This is a genomic window from Stutzerimonas stutzeri, from assembly GCF_002909485.1.
GTDB classification, from domain to species: domain Bacteria; phylum Pseudomonadota; class Gammaproteobacteria; order Pseudomonadales; family Pseudomonadaceae; genus Stutzerimonas; species Stutzerimonas stutzeri_AH.
Window position 1 is genome coordinate 33,597 of record NZ_PPXG01000008.1, and the last position, 16,545, is coordinate 50,141.

16 protein-coding genes are annotated in these 16,545 nt (G+C 63.8%); 6 read left to right on the top strand and 10 right to left on the bottom strand.

Features of this window, described 5'->3' with window-relative positions:
* Positions 1 to 41 precede the first annotated feature (41 nt).
* From CXK91_RS18110 to CXK91_RS18135, 6 genes are all read right to left on the bottom strand, one after another.
* Positions 42 to 257 carry a dodecin gene (locus CXK91_RS18110; protein ID WP_103457465.1) on the bottom strand — a complete coding sequence of 72 codons (216 nt, stop codon included), beginning with the start codon at positions 255 to 257 and terminating at the stop codon, positions 42 to 44.
* Positions 258 to 586: 329 nt separating this feature from the next.
* The gene (locus CXK91_RS18115; protein ID WP_103457466.1) at positions 587 to 802 is read right to left on the bottom strand and encodes a KTSC domain-containing protein; all 216 of its coding nucleotides are present in this window, start codon (positions 800 to 802) and stop codon (positions 587 to 589) included.
* On the bottom strand, positions 799 to 2,604 hold the full coding sequence (locus tag CXK91_RS18120; protein WP_103457467.1) for an ABC transporter ATP-binding protein: 1,806 nt from the start codon (positions 2,602 to 2,604) through the stop codon (positions 799 to 801). The genes CXK91_RS18115 and CXK91_RS18120 overlap by 4 nt, the downstream gene beginning before the upstream one ends.
* Entirely contained in the window at positions 2,601 to 3,755 is a 1,155-nt protein-coding gene (locus tag CXK91_RS18125; RefSeq protein ID WP_103457468.1) for a beta-glucosidase, read from the bottom strand. The genes CXK91_RS18120 and CXK91_RS18125 overlap by 4 nt, the downstream gene beginning before the upstream one ends.
* Positions 3,756 to 3,851: 96 nt before the next feature.
* The gene (gene glf, locus CXK91_RS18130) at positions 3,852 to 5,072 is read right to left on the bottom strand and encodes a UDP-galactopyranose mutase (protein ID WP_181003979.1); all 1,221 of its coding nucleotides are present in this window, start codon (positions 5,070 to 5,072) and stop codon (positions 3,852 to 3,854) included.
* Positions 5,060 to 6,244 carry a glycosyltransferase family 1 protein gene (locus CXK91_RS18135; RefSeq protein ID WP_103457469.1) on the bottom strand — a complete coding sequence of 395 codons (1,185 nt, stop codon included), beginning with the start codon at positions 6,242 to 6,244 and terminating at the stop codon, positions 5,060 to 5,062. The genes glf and CXK91_RS18135 overlap by 13 nt, the downstream gene beginning before the upstream one ends.
* Positions 6,245 to 6,666: 422 nt before the next feature.
* Between CXK91_RS18135 and galE the strand changes: the two genes are divergently transcribed.
* A complete protein-coding gene (gene galE, locus CXK91_RS18140; protein ID WP_103457470.1) occupies positions 6,667 to 7,731 on the top strand; it encodes a UDP-glucose 4-epimerase GalE in 1,065 nt (354 codons plus the stop codon).
* Positions 7,732 to 7,863: 132 nt separating this feature from the next.
* On the opposite strand, the gene CXK91_RS18145 is transcribed toward galE, so the two are convergent.
* Both CXK91_RS18145 and CXK91_RS18150 read right to left on the bottom strand, forming a co-directional pair.
* On the bottom strand, positions 7,864 to 8,364 hold the full coding sequence (locus CXK91_RS18145; RefSeq protein ID WP_103457471.1) for a DUF3060 domain-containing protein: 501 nt from the start codon (positions 8,362 to 8,364) through the stop codon (positions 7,864 to 7,866).
* Between the two features lie 262 nt (positions 8,365 to 8,626).
* Positions 8,627 to 9,529, bottom strand: a complete 903-nt coding sequence (locus tag CXK91_RS18150; protein WP_103457472.1) for a LysR family transcriptional regulator — start codon at positions 9,527 to 9,529, stop codon at positions 8,627 to 8,629.
* 176 nt (positions 9,530 to 9,705) lie between these two features.
* Here CXK91_RS18150 and trpB point away from each other — a divergent pair, with 176 nt between their 5' ends.
* From trpB to CXK91_RS18165, 3 genes are all read left to right on the top strand, one after another.
* A complete protein-coding gene (trpB, locus tag CXK91_RS18155; protein WP_103457473.1) occupies positions 9,706 to 10,917 on the top strand; it encodes a tryptophan synthase subunit beta in 1,212 nt (403 codons plus the stop codon).
* Complete coding sequence (trpA, locus tag CXK91_RS18160) at positions 10,914 to 11,735, top strand: tryptophan synthase subunit alpha (RefSeq protein ID WP_103457474.1); 822 nt, start codon at positions 10,914 to 10,916, stop codon at positions 11,733 to 11,735. The genes trpB and trpA overlap by 4 nt, the downstream gene beginning before the upstream one ends.
* A gap of 221 nt (positions 11,736 to 11,956) precedes the next feature.
* Complete coding sequence (locus CXK91_RS18165) at positions 11,957 to 12,286, top strand: DHCW motif cupin fold protein (protein WP_103457475.1); 330 nt, start codon at positions 11,957 to 11,959, stop codon at positions 12,284 to 12,286.
* A 112-nt stretch (positions 12,287 to 12,398) separates the two neighbouring features.
* Here the strand turns inward: CXK91_RS18165 and CXK91_RS18170 are convergent, their stop codons facing one another.
* Together CXK91_RS18170 and CXK91_RS18175 are read right to left on the bottom strand one after the other, a co-directional pair.
* Positions 12,399 to 12,584 carry a DUF1289 domain-containing protein gene (locus tag CXK91_RS18170; RefSeq protein ID WP_103457476.1) on the bottom strand — a complete coding sequence of 62 codons (186 nt, stop codon included), beginning with the start codon at positions 12,582 to 12,584 and terminating at the stop codon, positions 12,399 to 12,401.
* A gap of 2 nt (positions 12,585 to 12,586) precedes the next feature.
* A complete protein-coding gene (locus CXK91_RS18175; RefSeq protein ID WP_103457477.1) occupies positions 12,587 to 12,958 on the bottom strand; it encodes a hypothetical protein in 372 nt (123 codons plus the stop codon).
* A 267-nt stretch (positions 12,959 to 13,225) separates the two neighbouring features.
* Between CXK91_RS18175 and CXK91_RS18180 the strand changes: the two genes are divergently transcribed.
* Positions 13,226 to 14,101, top strand: coding sequence for a helix-turn-helix transcriptional regulator (locus CXK91_RS18180; protein WP_146048136.1), 876 nt, complete (start codon positions 13,226 to 13,228; stop codon positions 14,099 to 14,101).
* Positions 14,102 to 14,230: 129 nt separating this feature from the next.
* On the top strand, positions 14,231 to 16,444 hold the full coding sequence (gene fauA / locus CXK91_RS18185) for a TonB-dependent alcaligin siderophore receptor FauA (protein WP_103457479.1): 2,214 nt from the start codon (positions 14,231 to 14,233) through the stop codon (positions 16,442 to 16,444).
* Positions 16,445 to 16,545: the final 101 nt, after the last annotated feature.

Genomic DNA, 16,545 nt, shown 5'->3' on the forward strand with positions numbered 1-16,545 from the left:
AGCCGACCAAACAGTCGCTGCCGGGTGACCTGAAACGCAGATCAGCTATTGGTAAGGCGGAAGCCGACCTTCATGGTGACCTGGAAATGCCCGACCTTGCCGTCTTCGACATGGCCGCGGATCTCGCCGACTTCGAACCACTCGACGTTCTGCAGTGAACTGCTGGCTTCGGCGATGCCGTTCTGAATCGCCTCGTCGACGCTGTTGCGCGAGGAACCGACGATTTCAACCTTCTTGTAGGTGTGATGATCCGACATTGAAACAATCCCCTTCTGGTCTGGAGAGCCTCCGCTCGGTGATGACGCATCCTGTTCATTGAGGCCCGCAGATCGCCCCGGAAGTTCAGCGCAACGGTCGATCCAACGATGGCGGGCAGCCGATCGCCCCGGTGGAAAATGCTGCGCAGTTTTCCACCCTACGCATCTACGTTGTGGTCCGTAGGGTGGATGTCGCTTTTTTACATCCACCGCACTCCGCTCGGTGGATGGCCCGCCCCGTGGATCGGTGGATCGGGATCCACCCTACGGCCGCAGCGGCACACGTAGGGTGGATAACGCGCAGCTTATCCACTCGGTTCCCGGCGCGATCACTCCACGCGCCGATAACGGTAATGCTGCGGCTTGAACACCTGATTGAAATGCCGGCCCAGGGAGTCGGCCTCCAGCAGGGCCTGCACCTCTTCGGGTGGCACCTGTTCATAGCGGTACAGCGCACCGCTATTGAATTCCACCTCTAGCACCTGCTGGTCCGGGTCATAGCCTAGCGAGCGCAGGCTGCGCGAATTCACCGCGGCGCGTTTCATGCTGCTGGGTCGGGTTCCTGATTGAAGCCTTCGGCCTGCATCCGCCACAGCGCGTCAAACTCACCGCCACGGCGGCGCAGTTCCTGGGGCGGGCCATCTTCGACGATGCGCCCGGCACGCAGCACGATGATGCGGTCGAAGCTCGCCAGCGTCGACAGCCGATGCGCCACCGCCACCACGGTGCGGTTATGCACCAGGTTGTTCAGCGCCGCCTGGATTTCACCTTCGGACTGGGTATCCAGCGCCGAGGTGGCCTCGTCGAGAATCAGAATCGGCGCATCCTTGAGGAACGCGCGGGCGATCCCCAGGCGCTGGCGCTGGCCGCCGGAGAGCATCACGCCACGCTCGCCGACCAGGGTGTCGTAACCCTGAGGCAGCTCGCGGATGAAACCGTCGCAGAAGGCCCTGCGCGCCGCCTCGACCACCTCCTCATCGCTGGCATCCGGGCGGCCGTAGCGAATGTTCTCGAGGATGCTGCGGTTGAACAGCGCGGTCTCCTGCGGCACCACCGCGATCTTCTCGCGCAGGCTGTCCTGGCTGACACTGCGAATGTCCTGCCCATCGACCAGAACACGGCCACTCTGCACATCATCGAGGCGTTGGATCAGGTTGATCAGCGTCGACTTGCCGGCGCCGGACGAACCCACCACACCAACCTTCTGCCCCGCCGGAATGTGCAGGTCGAGGCCCTCGAACACCGCACCACGGTCCGGGTAGCTGAAGCTGATCCGCTCGAAGGTGATGTCGCCCTCGGCGATCATCAGCCGATTGTCGGTGTCATCCAGCCCATGAGGCTGGACGATGATGCGCAGCGTGTCGTCGATGGCGCCGATCTGCTGGGTAGCATCCACCAGCGCCAGCGCCAGATCCCGTGAGCCATGCAGGATGCGGAAGGTCAGCGCGCTGACCAGCACCACGTCGCCTGCCGTTACCTCGCCGCCTACCCACAATTGGATCGCCCAGATCAGCATGCCGCCGGCCATCACCGACAGGCAGATATCGTGCATTACCCGGGCCTTTTCCAGGTACATCCAGCTGCGCCGCTGAGCGCGGGCCTCGAAGCCAATCTCGTGGGCCAGGCGCTCGGCCTCGCGGTCACGGGCCGAAAAGGCCTTGATGGTCCAGACGTTGGAGACGGCATCCACCAGTTCGCCGCCAACCCGCGCCGACTGCGCGGCGAAGCGCTGGTGCTTGTAGCGGCCGCGGATACCGAAACCGGTGATCAGCGCCGCAACGATGGCGACGAAGATGATCAGCGCTACGGCCATGCGCACGTCCACGGTGAACAGCACTATCACCGCACCAATGAAGTCGACGATGGGCGGCACGATCTTCCACGCCAAGCCGCCGTAGATGGCGCCAGCCGCCTGCCCCACGGCGGAAATCCGATTGCCCAGCGATCCGGCGAAATGCTCGGTGAAGTAGCGCATCGGGTGGCCGGTCAGATGCTTGAACAGGTCGACGCGGATGTCCACCACACTGGCCACCACCGTGCGGCAACCGAGCCAGCCGCCCAAACGCCAGAACACGTTTTCAGTGACGATCAGCCCGATGAACAGGCCTAGCGGCCACCAGACATTGGCCGAGCCGCGATCGGCGGTGTCCTCTGCCATCGCATCGACCAGCAGCTTCATGCCGTACTGCACGGCCACCGCGCAGCTGGCCGCGCCGATGATCAGCGCCAGCAGCCCACCGAAGTGCCAGGGCCGTGCGCAGATGTAATGCCAGAGAAATGCGACCGGGCGGGTCGGCAACGGCAACTCGTCCGGCTTCGCCTGGGGCGCTCCGGCCGCCTGGTTCATGACATGGCTGCAGCGAGTTGCGGCGCGGAGCTGCAATGCCCGAAGCGGGTCTGCTGCAGGCGCAACTCATCGGCCAGCCCTTCATGCACGCAGCGCTTGCCGTTTTCGTCGGGGAAGCCGAGCAACCCGACCGGGCAATGGCGCTCGTCAGCCCAGCCTGGGTAATCGAGCACCGGATACAGACAGATCCCCTCTACCGGCACCCCGGTCTGCATGGCCAGGCCCGCCTGCTCGCTGACATAACGCAGCCAGTCCCCGCGCACATCACCTTCGGCACCTGTCTCGGCGATCAGCAGTGGACGTTGGTAGCGCTGCCAGATCTCCCGGAGGATGCCCTTGAAAGGCCGGTAGTCCGGGTTGTCCCGCTCGATGGTACGGCCGTCGCCGTGGTACCACTGGTTATCGGAGTAGTAGTTGACGCCAATGATGTCGAGGAACTCCGGGGCACCACCCAGGCCCGGCCATTGCTCGCCGCAGAGCATGTCCCAGGCCTCGAATTGCGACTGACGAAAACGTTCGGCATCACGCTGTGGCCCGGGCCGATCATTGGCAGCCATTACATGAATCGCCGGATCGACCTGGACGAAGCGCGCCCGTGGCTCGACAGCGCGGATTGCCTGCATCGCGGCGATGGTGGCGCGCACCAGCTGGTGCTTGAGTTCGAAACCGCGGCCGCGTGCCATCGGATTGAAATAGGCCTCGTCGCCACCGGCCCAGGCCCAGAAGGAAATCTCGTTGAGCGGCGCATAGAACGGTACCTCGCCGGTCTCGTCCTTGATCAGCTGCGCTGCCGCCGCGGCGTAGCGGGCGAAGCGCTCGACGAACTGCGGGCGCCAGATGTCAATGTCGTCCGGCCAGCCGTAATGGCACAGATCCCAGATTACCTGGGTGCCCTGGCGCTGCGCCGCCTGCAGCATGGGCAGGAAGCTGGACCAGTCGTACTGCCCCGGCGCGCGCTCGATCAGGTGCCAGCGCAAGCCATCGCGCACGCTGTGCAGGCCGTAGCGGTGCAGCTCGGCGTAGTCGTGGGCCGCCCAGCGGTCGTGCCCCGTCGCGGCAATCAGATCGAGACGTCGGCCGTCGCTGCGCCGGTGGTTCGAACACTCGAAACCACCAAGGAAGAAACTCTTGAACAGACTGGGGTGGTGCATCGTTTACCTCATGGATGACTCGCTACGGCCGGGCAGCAACCGAGCGGCACGGGCCTGCCGCGTGGCGACAGGCTCATGCATAACGACCGTCTAGTTTCAGCCGAGTTGCTCGGGCACCGCTTGCGGCTGCGTTGCCAGCTCGGCTTCCTCGATGCGCTTGTACAGCGCCAGCGCCTGGCCGACCACCTGATCCATGTTGTAGTACTTGTAGGTGCCGAGGCGGCCGACGAAGGTCACACCCGGCGTCTCGTCCGCCAGCTGCTGGTAGCGCTTGTACAGCTCAGCGTTTTCGGGACGCGGGATCGGATAGTAGGGGTCGCCCTCGGCCGAGGGGTACTCGTAAGTGATGCTGGTTTTCGGATGGACCTGCCCGGTGAGATGCTTGTACTCGCTGATGCGCGTGTAGGGCACATCCTCGCTCGGGTAGTTGACCGTGCCCACGGCCTGGAACTGCTCCCGATCGAGCTGCTTGTGCTCGAACTTCAGCGACCGATACGGCAGCTTGCCGAAGCGATAGTCGAAGTACTCGTCGATGGGCCCGCAGAAGATCAGGTGGTCGTACTGCACCTCGTCGCAGATTTCGCGGTAATCGGTGTTGATCATCACCTTGATGTTCGGGTGCGCGAGCATCTTCTCGAACATCTTGGTGTAGCCGTACTTGGGCATCTGCTGGAAGGTATCGGTGAAGTAGCGGTCGTCGGTATTGGTGCGCGTCGGGATGCGCGAGGTCACCGACTTGTCCAGCTGCGACGGGTCCAGGCCCCACTGCTTGCGGGTGTAGCCGCGGAAGAACTTCTGGTACAGCTCGCGGCCGATGCCGTTGATCACCACGTCTTCGCTGGTCTGGATGTCTTCCACCGGCTCGGCGCGGCTGGCGAGAAAATCCGCCGTTTCCTCTTCGCTGGTCATGTTCAAACCGTAGAGCTTGTTCAGCGTGGTCATGTTGATCGGGATCGGCACTTCCTGCCCGTCTACCTGTGCCAGCACGCGATGCTCGTAAGGCCGCCACTCAGTGAACTGCGAGAGGTAGTCGACGATGCGCTGGGCATTGGTGTGGAAGATGTGCGGACCATAGCGATGGATCAGCACTCCCGCTTCATCGTAATGGTCATAGGCGTTGCCGCCGATATGCGGCCGGCGGTCGACCACCAGCACGCGCTTGTTCAAGCCGGCTGCCAGGCGCTCGGCCAGCACGCTGCCGGCAAAACCGGCGCCGACGATGAGGTAGTCGAAGCCACGCCTGCGCGCCTGCGGCTCTTCACCGGCACCACCGCCGAGACGTTCCGGGTTGCTGTCCTGCGGGGTCATATCGCGCATTGCATCTTCTCCTTCATCAGGCTCCAGGTGTGATCCCAGGACATGTCGCCAAGGATCTCGTCGGCCTTGGCCAGCAGCGCATCGCGGTCCTCGGCATCCGCCAGCGCCGCTTCGGTAGCGGCGACGAGCGCCTCGGCACTGTCGGCGATGCGCACGATGCCGGTGTCGCCATAGGTGCGCACCACATCGGTGATTGGCGTGGACACCACCGGGCAACCGCCGGCGAGGTATTCGGGGGTCTTCGTCGGGCTGATGAAACGGGTCGACTCGTTCAGCGCGAACGGCATGATCGCCACGTCCCAGCCCGACAGGTATTGCGGCAGCTCGTCGTAGGTCTTACCGCCGAGGTAATGGATGTTGTCACGCTGCGGCAGGTCGGCTGGGTCGATCTTGGCCACCGGGCCAATCAGCACGATTTGCCAGTCCGGCTTCATCCGCGCGACCTGCTCGATCAACTCGAGGTCCAGGCGCTCATCGATCACGCCGTAGAAGCCCAGGCGCGGATGCGCGATCTCAGCCTGGTCGTCCGGGTCGTGCTGCGGCCGGCGCGCAGCAGCGAAGTGCTCGACATCGACGCTGCTGGGGAACGGATGGGCGTTGTCGTGACGCTGGCGCTTGGCCTCGTAGAGGCTGTAGCCACCGGTAAAGACCAGATTGGCGCGGCACATTAGCTCCACCTCGCGCTCGATCAGCTGCGGTGGCGCGCCGCGGAATGCCGAGAGCTCGTCCATGCAGTCGTAGACGATCAGGCTCGGTGCCAGATGATCCGAAAACGTCAGGCTCATCGGCGTGTAGTACCAGAGCAGCAGATCGCTGACCCCGAGCTTGGCCAGGTAGCCATCGAGCAACTGACGCTGCACGCGGTTCGCATCCTCACCCTCGCAGCCCGCCGGCAGCCGCGGAATCAGCACCTGCACGCCGTTTTCCTCGGGGCGTACTTCCAGCCAGGGCTGGGCGTCCTCTGTGGGAATCGGCTCTTCATGAAAGAGCACGTTGTAGTCGCGGGCAAAGCGCGACATCAGGTGTTGCGGTCGCTGATAGACGAAGCTCCAGCGCAGGTGCGACAGGCACAACAGGGTTGGGACCTGATCGTCGAAGACAACCTCGGCCGGTGCCTGCTGCGCGTTGCGGGATTTACCGATGTCGTATTGGAACGGGCCGGCCCAACTCATTTAGCACCTCATTTCGGTAGCGGTGCCCAAGCGTTCCTGCTTGCTCACGTTGCCACTTCGATGCCAGCGCTGCCCTGCGTAAGGCGTGTCATCTCGCGGTAGCGGCGGGCCGTTGTCACGTCCTGCAGCCCGCGCCACCTGCCGGTAGTGGACGGCAATCAGCGGTACGGGTTCCCGCCAATCATCCGATAGCGCAGCCCGTCGACCGGCCAGCGGGTAGATGGAACTCGCTCGGACCTCGTCCCGTCCCTATCTGCAGGACGCCTGATTTAAACCGGCATCGGAACCCCCCGCGCGCAGCTTGTCGTCGCCGTCCCGTTCCGCTTCGCCGACCCCAATTACGGAGACTCATGCAGCGCCAGCTATGGCCAGCCGCAGTGTCGCGAGCGTGTCGAAAAGACAGCGAATTCGGAGGTAGACAGATGATTCTGGTGACAGGAGGAGCTGGATACATTGGCTCACACGCGGTACTCGAACTGCTACAGGCCGGCCACGACGTGCTGGTGCTCGACAACCTGTGCAACAGCTCGAAGCTGGCCCTGGACCGAGTCGAGCAATTGGCTGATCGGCCGCTGCACTTCGTCAAAGGGGACGTGCGCAACCGCTCGCTGCTCAAGGCGCTGTTCGCTGCCTATCCAATCAGTGCGGTGATGCACTTCGCCGGTCTCAAGGCGGTTGGCGAAAGCGTGCGCGAGCCGCTGCGTTACTACGAAACCAACGTTGGCGGCAGCATCGCGCTGTGCCAGGCGATGGCTGAAGCTGGCATCTTCAAGCTGGTATTCAGCTCATCGGCCACCGTCTATGGCGAGTCGCCGGTGATGCCCATCACCGAGGCCCGCCCGACTGGCGTGCCGACCAACCCCTACGGCCAGTCGAAGCTGATGGCCGAAAATGTGCTCAAGGGCCTGGCCGATTCCGATCCGCGCTGGTCGATCGGCTTGCTGCGCTACTTCAACCCTATCGGCGCGCATGAATCCGGGCTGATCGGCGAAGATCCCAACGGAGTGCCGAACAATTTGCTGCCCTATATGCTGCAGGTGGCGGTTGGTCGTCGAAAGCAGCTGAGCGTGTACGGCAACGACTACCCGACACCGGACGGCACGGGTGTTCGCGACTACATCCATGTGGTCGATCTGGCCAAAGGTCACCTGAAAGCACTGGAACGGCTGCAGCTGATTCATGGTGTTTCCACGTGGAACCTCGGCACCGGCAAGGGCCATTCGGTACGCGAGATGATCACCGCCTTCGAGGAAGTCACTGGGCGCCCCCTGGCTCACGTAATCAAGCCGCGCCGCAGCGGCGACATTGCCCAGTGCTGGTCGGACCCGACCAAGGCAGAGTTGGAACTCGGCTGGCGCGCCGAGAAAGACCTGACCACCATGCTCGCCGATGCCTGGCGCTGGCAGAGCCGCAATCCGCGCGGTTATGCGGTGGACAAGGTCGCCGCTGCGGAGTCAGTTTCGCCGCAGACCGCACTGGCCAGCTGAGGCCGCTCGCACGGGCGAGTCGGGTCCCACAACCACGGGACCAAAGGCGACCGCAGCAGGTCTGCGTTTCCTTCCGCGCGTCGACGATGCTGCGAGCCGCCAGCTGCGCCACAGCGGCGCGTGGCACAAGTGTTACTGACGGTCGATCCGATGGCCGATGCCAGAGGACGACATCGCCGGCTCGTCACCGCTCCACTTCAAGCGGTTGTCGATGCCGTCCAGGATAAGCTGCGCCGGGCCGTCGAACACCAGCTCCAGCTCATGCTCGCCACCCGACACTTCGACGATCGCCGTCTGGCCGCGACCTAGGATGGCGGTACGTACATGGTTCTTGCTGGTGTCCACGGTCAGACGATCAACGGATTTGGCCGACACGGTGTTCTCGATGCCCGACACCTCAAGCGCGGACGCCGTTTCCAGGCTGACCTCATGATCCGTCCCGTAGACCTGCACCACGCCGCATTCGCCGGTGAGGTTGATCTTGTTGGCATTGCCAGAGATGTTCACGTCCTTGCCGAGACAGGGCACGTCCCGCGACAGTTCGATGCCGTCAATTTCGATCGGTTGAGCATGGGCAGCACCCGCCAGCAGCAAGCCGGCCACGAGCACCGCAACAGAAGCGCAAGCATTCATTCGCAAAGTCCTTTCGAGGCAGAAGAAGGCATCGGAAAAGCCGCTGCGATACGCCGATCGCTCCGTTGCCGTGCGGCGTAGGACTCGATGGCCTCATGCGAGTTCAAGCCGCCACAGCGCTTACGTGAATGACTCAGCATTGCACGACGGAGAAGTCGCAGCCGGGACTCGGCGCCCCCAGCCCGCCTAAAAAGGCCTGCTTGACCGACCTTGTGCGAGTTGCGGTCGCGAACGAGCTCTGGTGGTCCAGCATTCCATTCCCCTACTGCTTCATTTCGGCGCCACCCAACTCGACACGCAGCCAGTCGGCCAGGCGCTCGGCGCGGCGATCAAGCCGCCGCGCCGGCACCCACAACGCCAGCCGGGCGCTGGTTTCGACGAAGCCCCAGGGCGCGAGCAGCCGCCCCGATTTCAGATCGTCGGCGACCAGCTGCTGCGGCGCGATGGCCACCCCAAGCCCGGCCAGCGCCGCCTCGAGCAGGAAGTACAGGTGCTCGAAACTCTGGCCCGGACGCAACTGCGCCGGGTCCAACTGTTGCTGACGCGCCCAGGTGGGCCAGGCTTGCGGGCGCGAGGCAGTGTGTAGCAGCGCTTCGTCGAGCAACGCCGCGGGAGGTGCGCTGCGCAGCTCGGCACAGCGCGGATGGTAGGGGCTGAGCACCGGGCCGATGCGCTCGGCGGCCAGCTCGAAGACCTGCATGTCCGCCGGCCATGGCGGTTCGGCGTACCAAAGCGTGGCATCCATTCCCGGCTTGCGCGGGTCTAGATCGCCTTCACTGGCGGACAGCTGCAGGCGCAGCTCCGGCAGATCACGATTGAGCCGATCCAGCCGCGGAATGAACCAGCGCGCCAGCAGACTGCCGGGGCAACCAAGGACGAACGGCGCTTCAGCAGTCTGCCGCTTCAGCTCGGCACAGGTGCTGCGCAGGCGTTCGAAGGCCTCGCTGGCAGCATCACGCAGGCGTACCCCGGCATCCGTGAGTTTTACGCCACGACCGTCCTTGACGAAGAGGCCGATGCCCAGCTGCTCCTCGAGCTGCTTGACCTGCCGGCTGACGGCCCCGTGGGTGACATGCAGCTCGCGCGCCGCTTCGCTGACGCTACCCAGACGGGCGGTCGATTCGAAGGCACGCAGGGCATTGAGAGGGGGGAGATCCTGAGCCATAAGCGTGAGTTTTCCTGACAGGTCGTGGCGATCTTATCGCTTTTAACCCGGCGCCCATAGCCGTACCCTGAATCCATCGCATCATCCGATCGCCTGCGGGAGCGGCCTTGACCGCGAATGCGCCAGCCGCGTTCAAGACAAGCACCCAGGCCCGGCAACCGTTACAGGAGCCTCACATGACTTCATACCGCACCGGTCCTGACGACCGCGGCCTGTTCGGCCGCTTCGGCGGCCAGTTCGTCGCCGAAACCCTGATGCCGCTGATCAACCAGCTGGCTGCCGAGTACGAAAAGGCCAAGACCGATCCGGCCTTCCTTGAGGAGCTGGCCTATTTCCAGCGTGACTATATCGGCCGCGCCAGCCCGCTGTACTACGCCGAGCGCCTGACCGAGCAGTTCGGCGGAGCGAAGATCTACCTCAAGCGCGAAGACCTGAACCACACCGGCGCGCACAAGATCAACAACTGCATCGGCCAGATCCTGCTGGCCAAGCGCATGGGCAAGCAGCGCATCATCGCCGAGACCGGCGCCGGCATGCACGGCGTGGCTACCGCCACCGTGGCCGCGCGCTTCGGCATGCAGTGCGTGGTCTACATGGGCACCACCGACATCGAGCGTCAGCAGGCCAACGTCTTCCGCATGAAGCTCCTGGGCGCCGAAGTGATCCCGGTCATCGCCGGCACCGGCACGCTGAAGGACGCGATGAACGAGGCCCTGCGCGACTGGGTGACCAACGTCCACAACACCTTCTACCTGATCGGCACCGCCGCCGGCCCGCACCCCTACCCGGCCATGGTGCGCGACTTCCAGTCGGTGATCGGCAACGAAGTACGCGAGCAGATCATGCAGAAGGAAGGCCGCCTGCCCGACTCGCTGGTCGCCTGCATCGGTGGCGGTTCCAACGCCATCGGCCTATTCCACCCGTTCCTCGATGATGAGGGCGTGCAGATCGTCGGCGTCGAAGCGGCCGGTCACGGTATCGATACAGGCAAGCACGCTGCCAGTATGGCCGGCGGTGCGCCGGGCGTGCTGCACGGCAACCGCACCTTCCTCTTGCAGGATGCCGACGGCCAGATCACCGATGCGCATTCCATCTCTGCCGGCCTCGACTACCCAGGCGTCGGCCCTGAGCACGCCTGGTTGCATGAGATCAAGCGCGTCGAATACGTACCTTGCACCGATGACGAAGCCCTGGCCGCGTTCCACCAGTGCTGCCGCCTGGAAGGCATCATCCCCGCGCTGGAATCGGCCCACGCCCTGGCCGAAGCCTTCAAGCGTGCGGCGAAGCTGCCCAAGGAGCACCTGATGGTGGTCAACCTCTCCGGCCGCGGCGACAAGGACATGCAAACCGTCATGCACCACTACGACGAACAGGAAGAACACATATGAGCTCGGTGAACACCCGTTTGCAGTCGCGCTTCGCACAGCTGAAGCAGGAAAACCGCGCCGCGCTGGTGACCTTCGTGACCGCCGGTGACCCGGACTACGCCACCTCGCTCGCCATCCTCAAGGGCCTGCCGGATGCCGGCGCCGACGTCATCGAGCTGGGCATGCCGTTCACCGACCCGATGGCCGACGGCCCGGCGATCCAGCTGGCCAACATCCGCGCCCTGGCGGCTAAGCAGAACCTGCCGAAGACGCTGCAGATGGTCCGCGAATTCCGCGAAACCAACAGCAGCACCCCGTTGGTATTGATGGGCTACTACAACCCGATCTTCGCCTATGGCGTCGAGCGCTTCGTCAGCGATGCGAAAGAAGCCGGGGTCGATGGCCTGATCGTCGTCGACCTGCCGCCGGAGCATAACGACGAGCTCTGCGACCCGGCTCAGAACGCTGGTATCGACTTTATCCGTCTGACCACTCCGACCACCGACGATCAGCGCCTGCCCACCGTTCTCAACGGCAGCTCGGGCTTCGTCTACTACGTCTCGGTGGCCGGCGTGACCGGTGCAGGTTCCGCCACCCTGGAACACCTCGAGGAGGCGGTGGCGCGTCTCAAGCGCCACACCGACCTGCCGGTGTGCGTTGGCTTCGGCATCCGCACGCCGGAACAGGCCGCCGCCATCGCACGACTGACCGAAGGCGTGGTGGTGGGCTCGGCACTGATCGATCAGATCGCCAGTGCCAAGAGCCCGGAAGACGCGGTGGAAGGTGTGCTCGGCCTGTGCCGCGAGCTCAGCGCCGGAGTGCGTGGCGCCCGCGGCTGAGGCCTGGTTGTTGTAACCGAAAAGCCGCTGCACCTGTGAGAGGGCAGCGGCTTTTTCGTTCGTGTACCGGCGTACGCTGCCTCAGAGTGGCGTTTCTGGTGGGCTGAAGCCCACCCTACGGAAAGCGCCGGCTCTGGGCTTTGTAGGGTGGGCTTCAGCCCACTGCCCCCTTTCCCACGACTTTCCAAAGATCACCCACTTCTTACCGACAGGAGTCACCCATGGACATAACCGACGTTCCCTTCGGCACCACCGATTGGGCAACCATCGAACCCACCCTACATCCCGGCGACACCGGCAGCGCTTACTGGCGCACCCGCCAGTTCGGCCCCATCCGCGTGCGCATGGTCGAGTACACCCCGGGTTACCTGGCCGACCATTGGTGCAGCAAGGGCCATATCCTGCTGTGCCTGGAAGGTGAACTGCACACCGAACTTCCTGATGGTCGCCGCTTCATCCTCACACCGGGTATGAGCTATCAGGTTGCAGATGGCGCCGAACCACATCGCTCATTTACCGAGATCGGGGCGAAGCTGTTCGTGGTGGATTGATTGCGTCGCCTCTGCAACCTGAGGCGCACGACGCGGGATCAGCGCCTGCGATGCAGATGCGCGGCTATGCTCACGTCGCCATCGGCAGCGGATAAGCCCCATCGCTCAGCCATCACTTCTTTTTCTTCTTTTTCAGTGCCTTCATCCGCTGCGCCGCGCGCTCTACCGTGGCCTTCTTGTCCGGGCGCTTCATGCGCTTCCATTTGCGGATCTCGTCCTTGGTGCGACCACAGCTGGTACACAGCTCGTCACTGAGCTTGCAGACGGAAATGCACGGATTCTCGACGTCCTTGCTCACAGTCAGTGCCGTGTCGTGGCGTTGCGGGCCAGGCGACGTTGCCAGTCACCGCCATCGCTGCGCGTGCAGGCTTCCTCACTGTCGAAGCGCACCGGTGCAATCAGGGCGCTCATGTCGATACCCGCCTCAGCGAGCGCCGCTTGGGTGAGCGCCTGCATGCGTGCGGCCTGCCCTTCTTCAATCGCTTGAGCCTTCTGCGCCTCTGTGACGAATATCCAGGTGACCTGCAGGCTCTCGGGGAAGCGCGCGTAATCGACCTCATGGGTGAGCCAGCTGAATCCGACGATCTCCGCCTTGGCCGCCTCGCAGGCCTCCCGCAGGCAGCTGGAAAGTTGTCGCTCCATGCGGGTCTGGTCGCGTTTGCTGAGGGGCATCGGGTCGCCTGCTGATTGATCCCGAATCGATGGGACGGTACGGCGGAGTCTAACGCGACCGAGTGGCCGGGCTGCTCCGCTTTCCGATGCGGTGCGGTGAAACCGCTAAACGGCGCTCGAAGCGCTGATTGAAACCATCGATTAAATGAGAATTATTGCTAATATCTCCGATCCGCTGTTCGGCTGGACCCTCCTTTGCCTGCCCGCCACACAAGCCAAATCCGATATTCGCTTGAAGACTTCCACCAACTGGGGCAGCGCTATGCCGTGCGCTATAGCCTGACCAGCGCGCAGCAGGACGATAACCCCTGCCTGGTGCAGGGTCGCATCGACGAGCATGAGGTCGGTCGCGGAATAACCCTGATCAGTTCCAATCTACAGACCTTTCATGGCTACCAGGCGCAGTCGCTGACCCCGCCCTGCCTGTCCATTGTGGTGCTGCTGCAGGGCCAGGCTCAGCTCAACGGCCATCGCTCGATAGCCCTGAGCAGCGGCGACAGCGCCCTGCTGCTCTGCCAGAACGGGCGCAGCCAATCAGCTTTGCATGAGGCGCAGCCCCACTTGCGTGGCGTGAACCTCTCGATCAGCGACCCCAACTGCCTGGCAGACGAACACTTGGCCGAACAGCTCCGCCAGACACTAAGCACCCAAGGTTCAAAAACGCAGCGCTGGACGGCACCCGATCACCTGCTGCATGGCCTGGAAGCGATGGTTTCCGGCGCGTGGCAAGGCAGCTTGCAGCGATTGCTATGCGAAGGCCTGGCCCTGCAGTTGCTGGCCTACGGCCTGGGTACGCTGGAGACCCCGGAGCCTCGCTCCGGCACGCTGACCCCGCGCGACCGAGCACTGCTGGCCCGCGTACGCGATCAACTGCACCAACAGCCCGGCGCCGATCACAGCCTGCAGCAACTGGCGCAACTGGCCTGCATGAGCACCAGCGCACTGCGCCATAAATTCCAGCAAACCTACGGTGTCAGCGTTATGGGCTTTCTGCGCCAGCGGCGCATGGCGGTGGCCAAGCAGTGCCTGGAGCAGGGCTGGCGCGTGCAGGACGCCGCTCACTACGTCGGCTATCGCCATGCCAGCAATTTCGCCACGGCCTACCGACAGCACTTCGGCGTATCACCGCGCGGCGACGCCTGAGCGGGTAAGACCAGAACCGGTGCGATCGCCTCGTCACCACGCATAGATTTCCCGGCATTGGGCAAAGGTCCTGCCAGCAGCAAACAGGAATAATTCTCGACTGATAATTATTCTCTGGAGCAACACCCCATGCCGCTTGCATCATCAGCATCCCTTAAACCCCTGGCCTGGATGATGCGCGCTGCGCTGATGGGCAGTGCATTGGTTCCGCTGACGGCCAGTGCCGAAGCTGAGCCTGGAGTGGCCGGCGATGCCGTCGACACCAGCCTGACGCTGCCGGTCATGGACGTGGTCGGGCAACGCGCGCCGCACTCGACCACCGAGGGCACGGGCAGCTACACCACCGGCGCGATGTCCACCGCCATCGGCCTACCGCTGTCGATTCGCGAGACACCGCAATCGGTCAGCGTAATCACCCGCCAGCAGATCGAGGACCGTGGCCTGAGCGACACCGCCGCCATTCTCAATACCGCGCCAGGCGTATCCATGACCCGCAACGACAGCAACCGCCTGTCCTTCTCCGCGCGCGGCTTCACCATCGACAACTTTCAGTTCGATGGCCTGCTGTCGCCGATCAGCACCTTCTGGAACTTCGGTGCTACCGATTTCGACTCGGCGATCTACGACCGCGTCGAAGTGGTTCGCGGCTCCACCGGCTTGCTGACCGGCGCCGGCAACCCATCGGCAGCGGTCAACTTCGTGCGCAAACGCCCCCTGCCGGAATTCGCCATCGGCGGCTCGATAGGTGCCGGGCGCTGGAACAAATACCGCGGCGACATCGACATTTCCACGCCGCTGAGCGCCGATGGCCGCGTTGCCGCCCGCGTGGTGGCGGCCTACTCCGAACGCGACAGCTTCATGGACAACCTGAGCCGCGACAGCGAAACCCTGTACGGCGTGATCAGTGCCGAACTGACCCCCAGGACACAAATGACCGTGAGCCTGGAGCACCAGAAGAACAACACCGATGGCATGGGCTCCGGCATCCCCATGTTCTACGCCGATGGCTCACGCACGGACTTCGGCCGCTCCACCTCCAACAACACCAAGTGGGCGTACTTCGGCACAGAGTCGAATACCGCCTTCGTCGATCTCGAGCACCGCCTGGATAACGACTGGAAGTTGCGCGCCGCCTACAGCCGTACCGAAGCCGACTACGCCATGCGCTACCTGTACCGCGGCGGCTATCCGGATCGTAACAATGCCGGCATGAGCGCCGGCTTTTTCAAGTACGAAGGCGAGCGCACGCGTGACGCCTGGCACCTGACCGCCAGCGGCCCGTTCCAGTTGCTGGGGCGCACCCACGAACTCGCGTTCGGCGGCATGAGTGTCGAAGATGAATTCAACGTCGATCAGTACCTGCCGATTGCCGGCACAGCCCCGACAGCCGAATCCAGGCTCGACTGGACCAACGCCGCCATCGCCGAGCCGCGTTGGTCGAGCACCCGTGCCACCGGTGACGCCGCCGATATCCGCCAGACCGGCGGCTATGCGGTAACACGCCTATCGCTGGCCGACCCGCTGCACCTGATCCTCGGCGCACGCATCAGCACCTGGGAGATGCAGCAGAACTACTACGGTACCCAGCGCGACTATCGCTATAGCGACGAGATCACCCCTTATGCCGGGCTGGTCTACGACCTCGACGACATCTACAGCCTGTATACGAGCTACACCAGCATCTTCAACAACCAGACGCAAAGGGCGCCAGACGGCAGCTTCCTCGATCCGGTGACGGGCGACAGCTACGAGGCGGGGATAAAAGCGAGCTATCTGCAAGGTCAACTCAACGCTGCGCTGGCGGTGTACCGCACCAAGCAGGAAGGCCTGGCCGAAGCGATACCTGGCGCTTCCGTCGAAGGCACACCTGACCAGCAGGCTTACAAGGCGGGTAAGGGCGCGGTGGTGGATGGCTTCGACCTCGAGCTGAGCGGCGCTTTGAGCGACGCTTGGAATCTCTCGACCAGCTATACCCACTTCATCGCCCGCAACGCACAGAATCAGGCGATCAACACAACCCACCCACGCAGCCAGTTCAAGCTGTTCACCACCTACCGTCTCAGCGGCGCGCTGAACGACCTGACCCTGGGCGGTGGCGCCACCTGGCGCAGCGGCATCTCACGCGACAACACACCAAGCCCCAACGGCCCTGTCAACGTACAGGAGGGCAGCTACACCCTGGTCGACATGATGGCCCGCTACCAGATCAGCGAAAACCTCTCGGCCACCGCCAACCTGAACAACGTTTTCGACAAGAAGTACCTGGAGCAGATCGGCTTCTACAGCCAGCTCTGGTACGGCGAACCACGCAACCTGAACCTGACCCTCACCGCCAGGTTCTGACTTGACCGCTTGCGGGACCGTTAGGGCCCACCCGACAAGGGCGGTGCGGTAGCAGGCGCATCGGCGCCTGATCTACCCTCGCTCCCGAGTAAAAACACCCC

What these genes read in the sequence shown, in the direction of transcription:
- CXK91_RS18150 (WP_103457472.1), bottom strand. Translation starts at nt 9,529, where the DNA reads ATGGCTCAGGATCTCCCCCCTCTCAATGCCCTGCGTGCCTTCGAATCG.
- CXK91_RS18135 (WP_103457469.1), bottom strand. Translation starts at nt 6,244, where the DNA reads ATGAGTTGGGCCGGCCCGTTCCAATACGACATCGGTAAATCCCGCAAC.
- CXK91_RS18165 (WP_103457475.1), top strand. Translation starts at nt 11,957, where the DNA reads ATGGACATAACCGACGTTCCCTTCGGCACCACCGATTGGGCAACCATC.
- trpB (WP_103457473.1), top strand. Translation starts at nt 9,706, where the DNA reads ATGACTTCATACCGCACCGGTCCTGACGACCGCGGCCTGTTCGGCCGC.
- CXK91_RS18120 (WP_103457467.1), bottom strand. Translation starts at nt 2,604, where the DNA reads ATGAACCAGGCGGCCGGAGCGCCCCAGGCGAAGCCGGACGAGTTGCCG.
- fauA (WP_103457479.1), top strand. Translation starts at nt 14,231, where the DNA reads ATGCCGCTTGCATCATCAGCATCCCTTAAACCCCTGGCCTGGATGATG.
- trpA (WP_103457474.1), top strand. Translation starts at nt 10,914, where the DNA reads ATGAGCTCGGTGAACACCCGTTTGCAGTCGCGCTTCGCACAGCTGAAG.
- galE (WP_103457470.1), top strand. Translation starts at nt 6,667, where the DNA reads ATGATTCTGGTGACAGGAGGAGCTGGATACATTGGCTCACACGCGGTA.
- CXK91_RS18115 (WP_103457466.1), bottom strand. Translation starts at nt 802, where the DNA reads ATGAAACGCGCCGCGGTGAATTCGCGCAGCCTGCGCTCGCTAGGCTAT.
- CXK91_RS18110 (WP_103457465.1), bottom strand. Translation starts at nt 257, where the DNA reads ATGTCGGATCATCACACCTACAAGAAGGTTGAAATCGTCGGTTCCTCG.
- CXK91_RS18175 (WP_103457477.1), bottom strand. Translation starts at nt 12,958, where the DNA reads ATGCCCCTCAGCAAACGCGACCAGACCCGCATGGAGCGACAACTTTCC.
- CXK91_RS18125 (WP_103457468.1), bottom strand. Translation starts at nt 3,755, where the DNA reads ATGCACCACCCCAGTCTGTTCAAGAGTTTCTTCCTTGGTGGTTTCGAG.
- CXK91_RS18145 (WP_103457471.1), bottom strand. Translation starts at nt 8,364, where the DNA reads ATGAATGCTTGCGCTTCTGTTGCGGTGCTCGTGGCCGGCTTGCTGCTG.
- glf (WP_181003979.1), bottom strand. Translation starts at nt 5,072, where the DNA reads ATGCGCGATATGACCCCGCAGGACAGCAACCCGGAACGTCTCGGCGGT.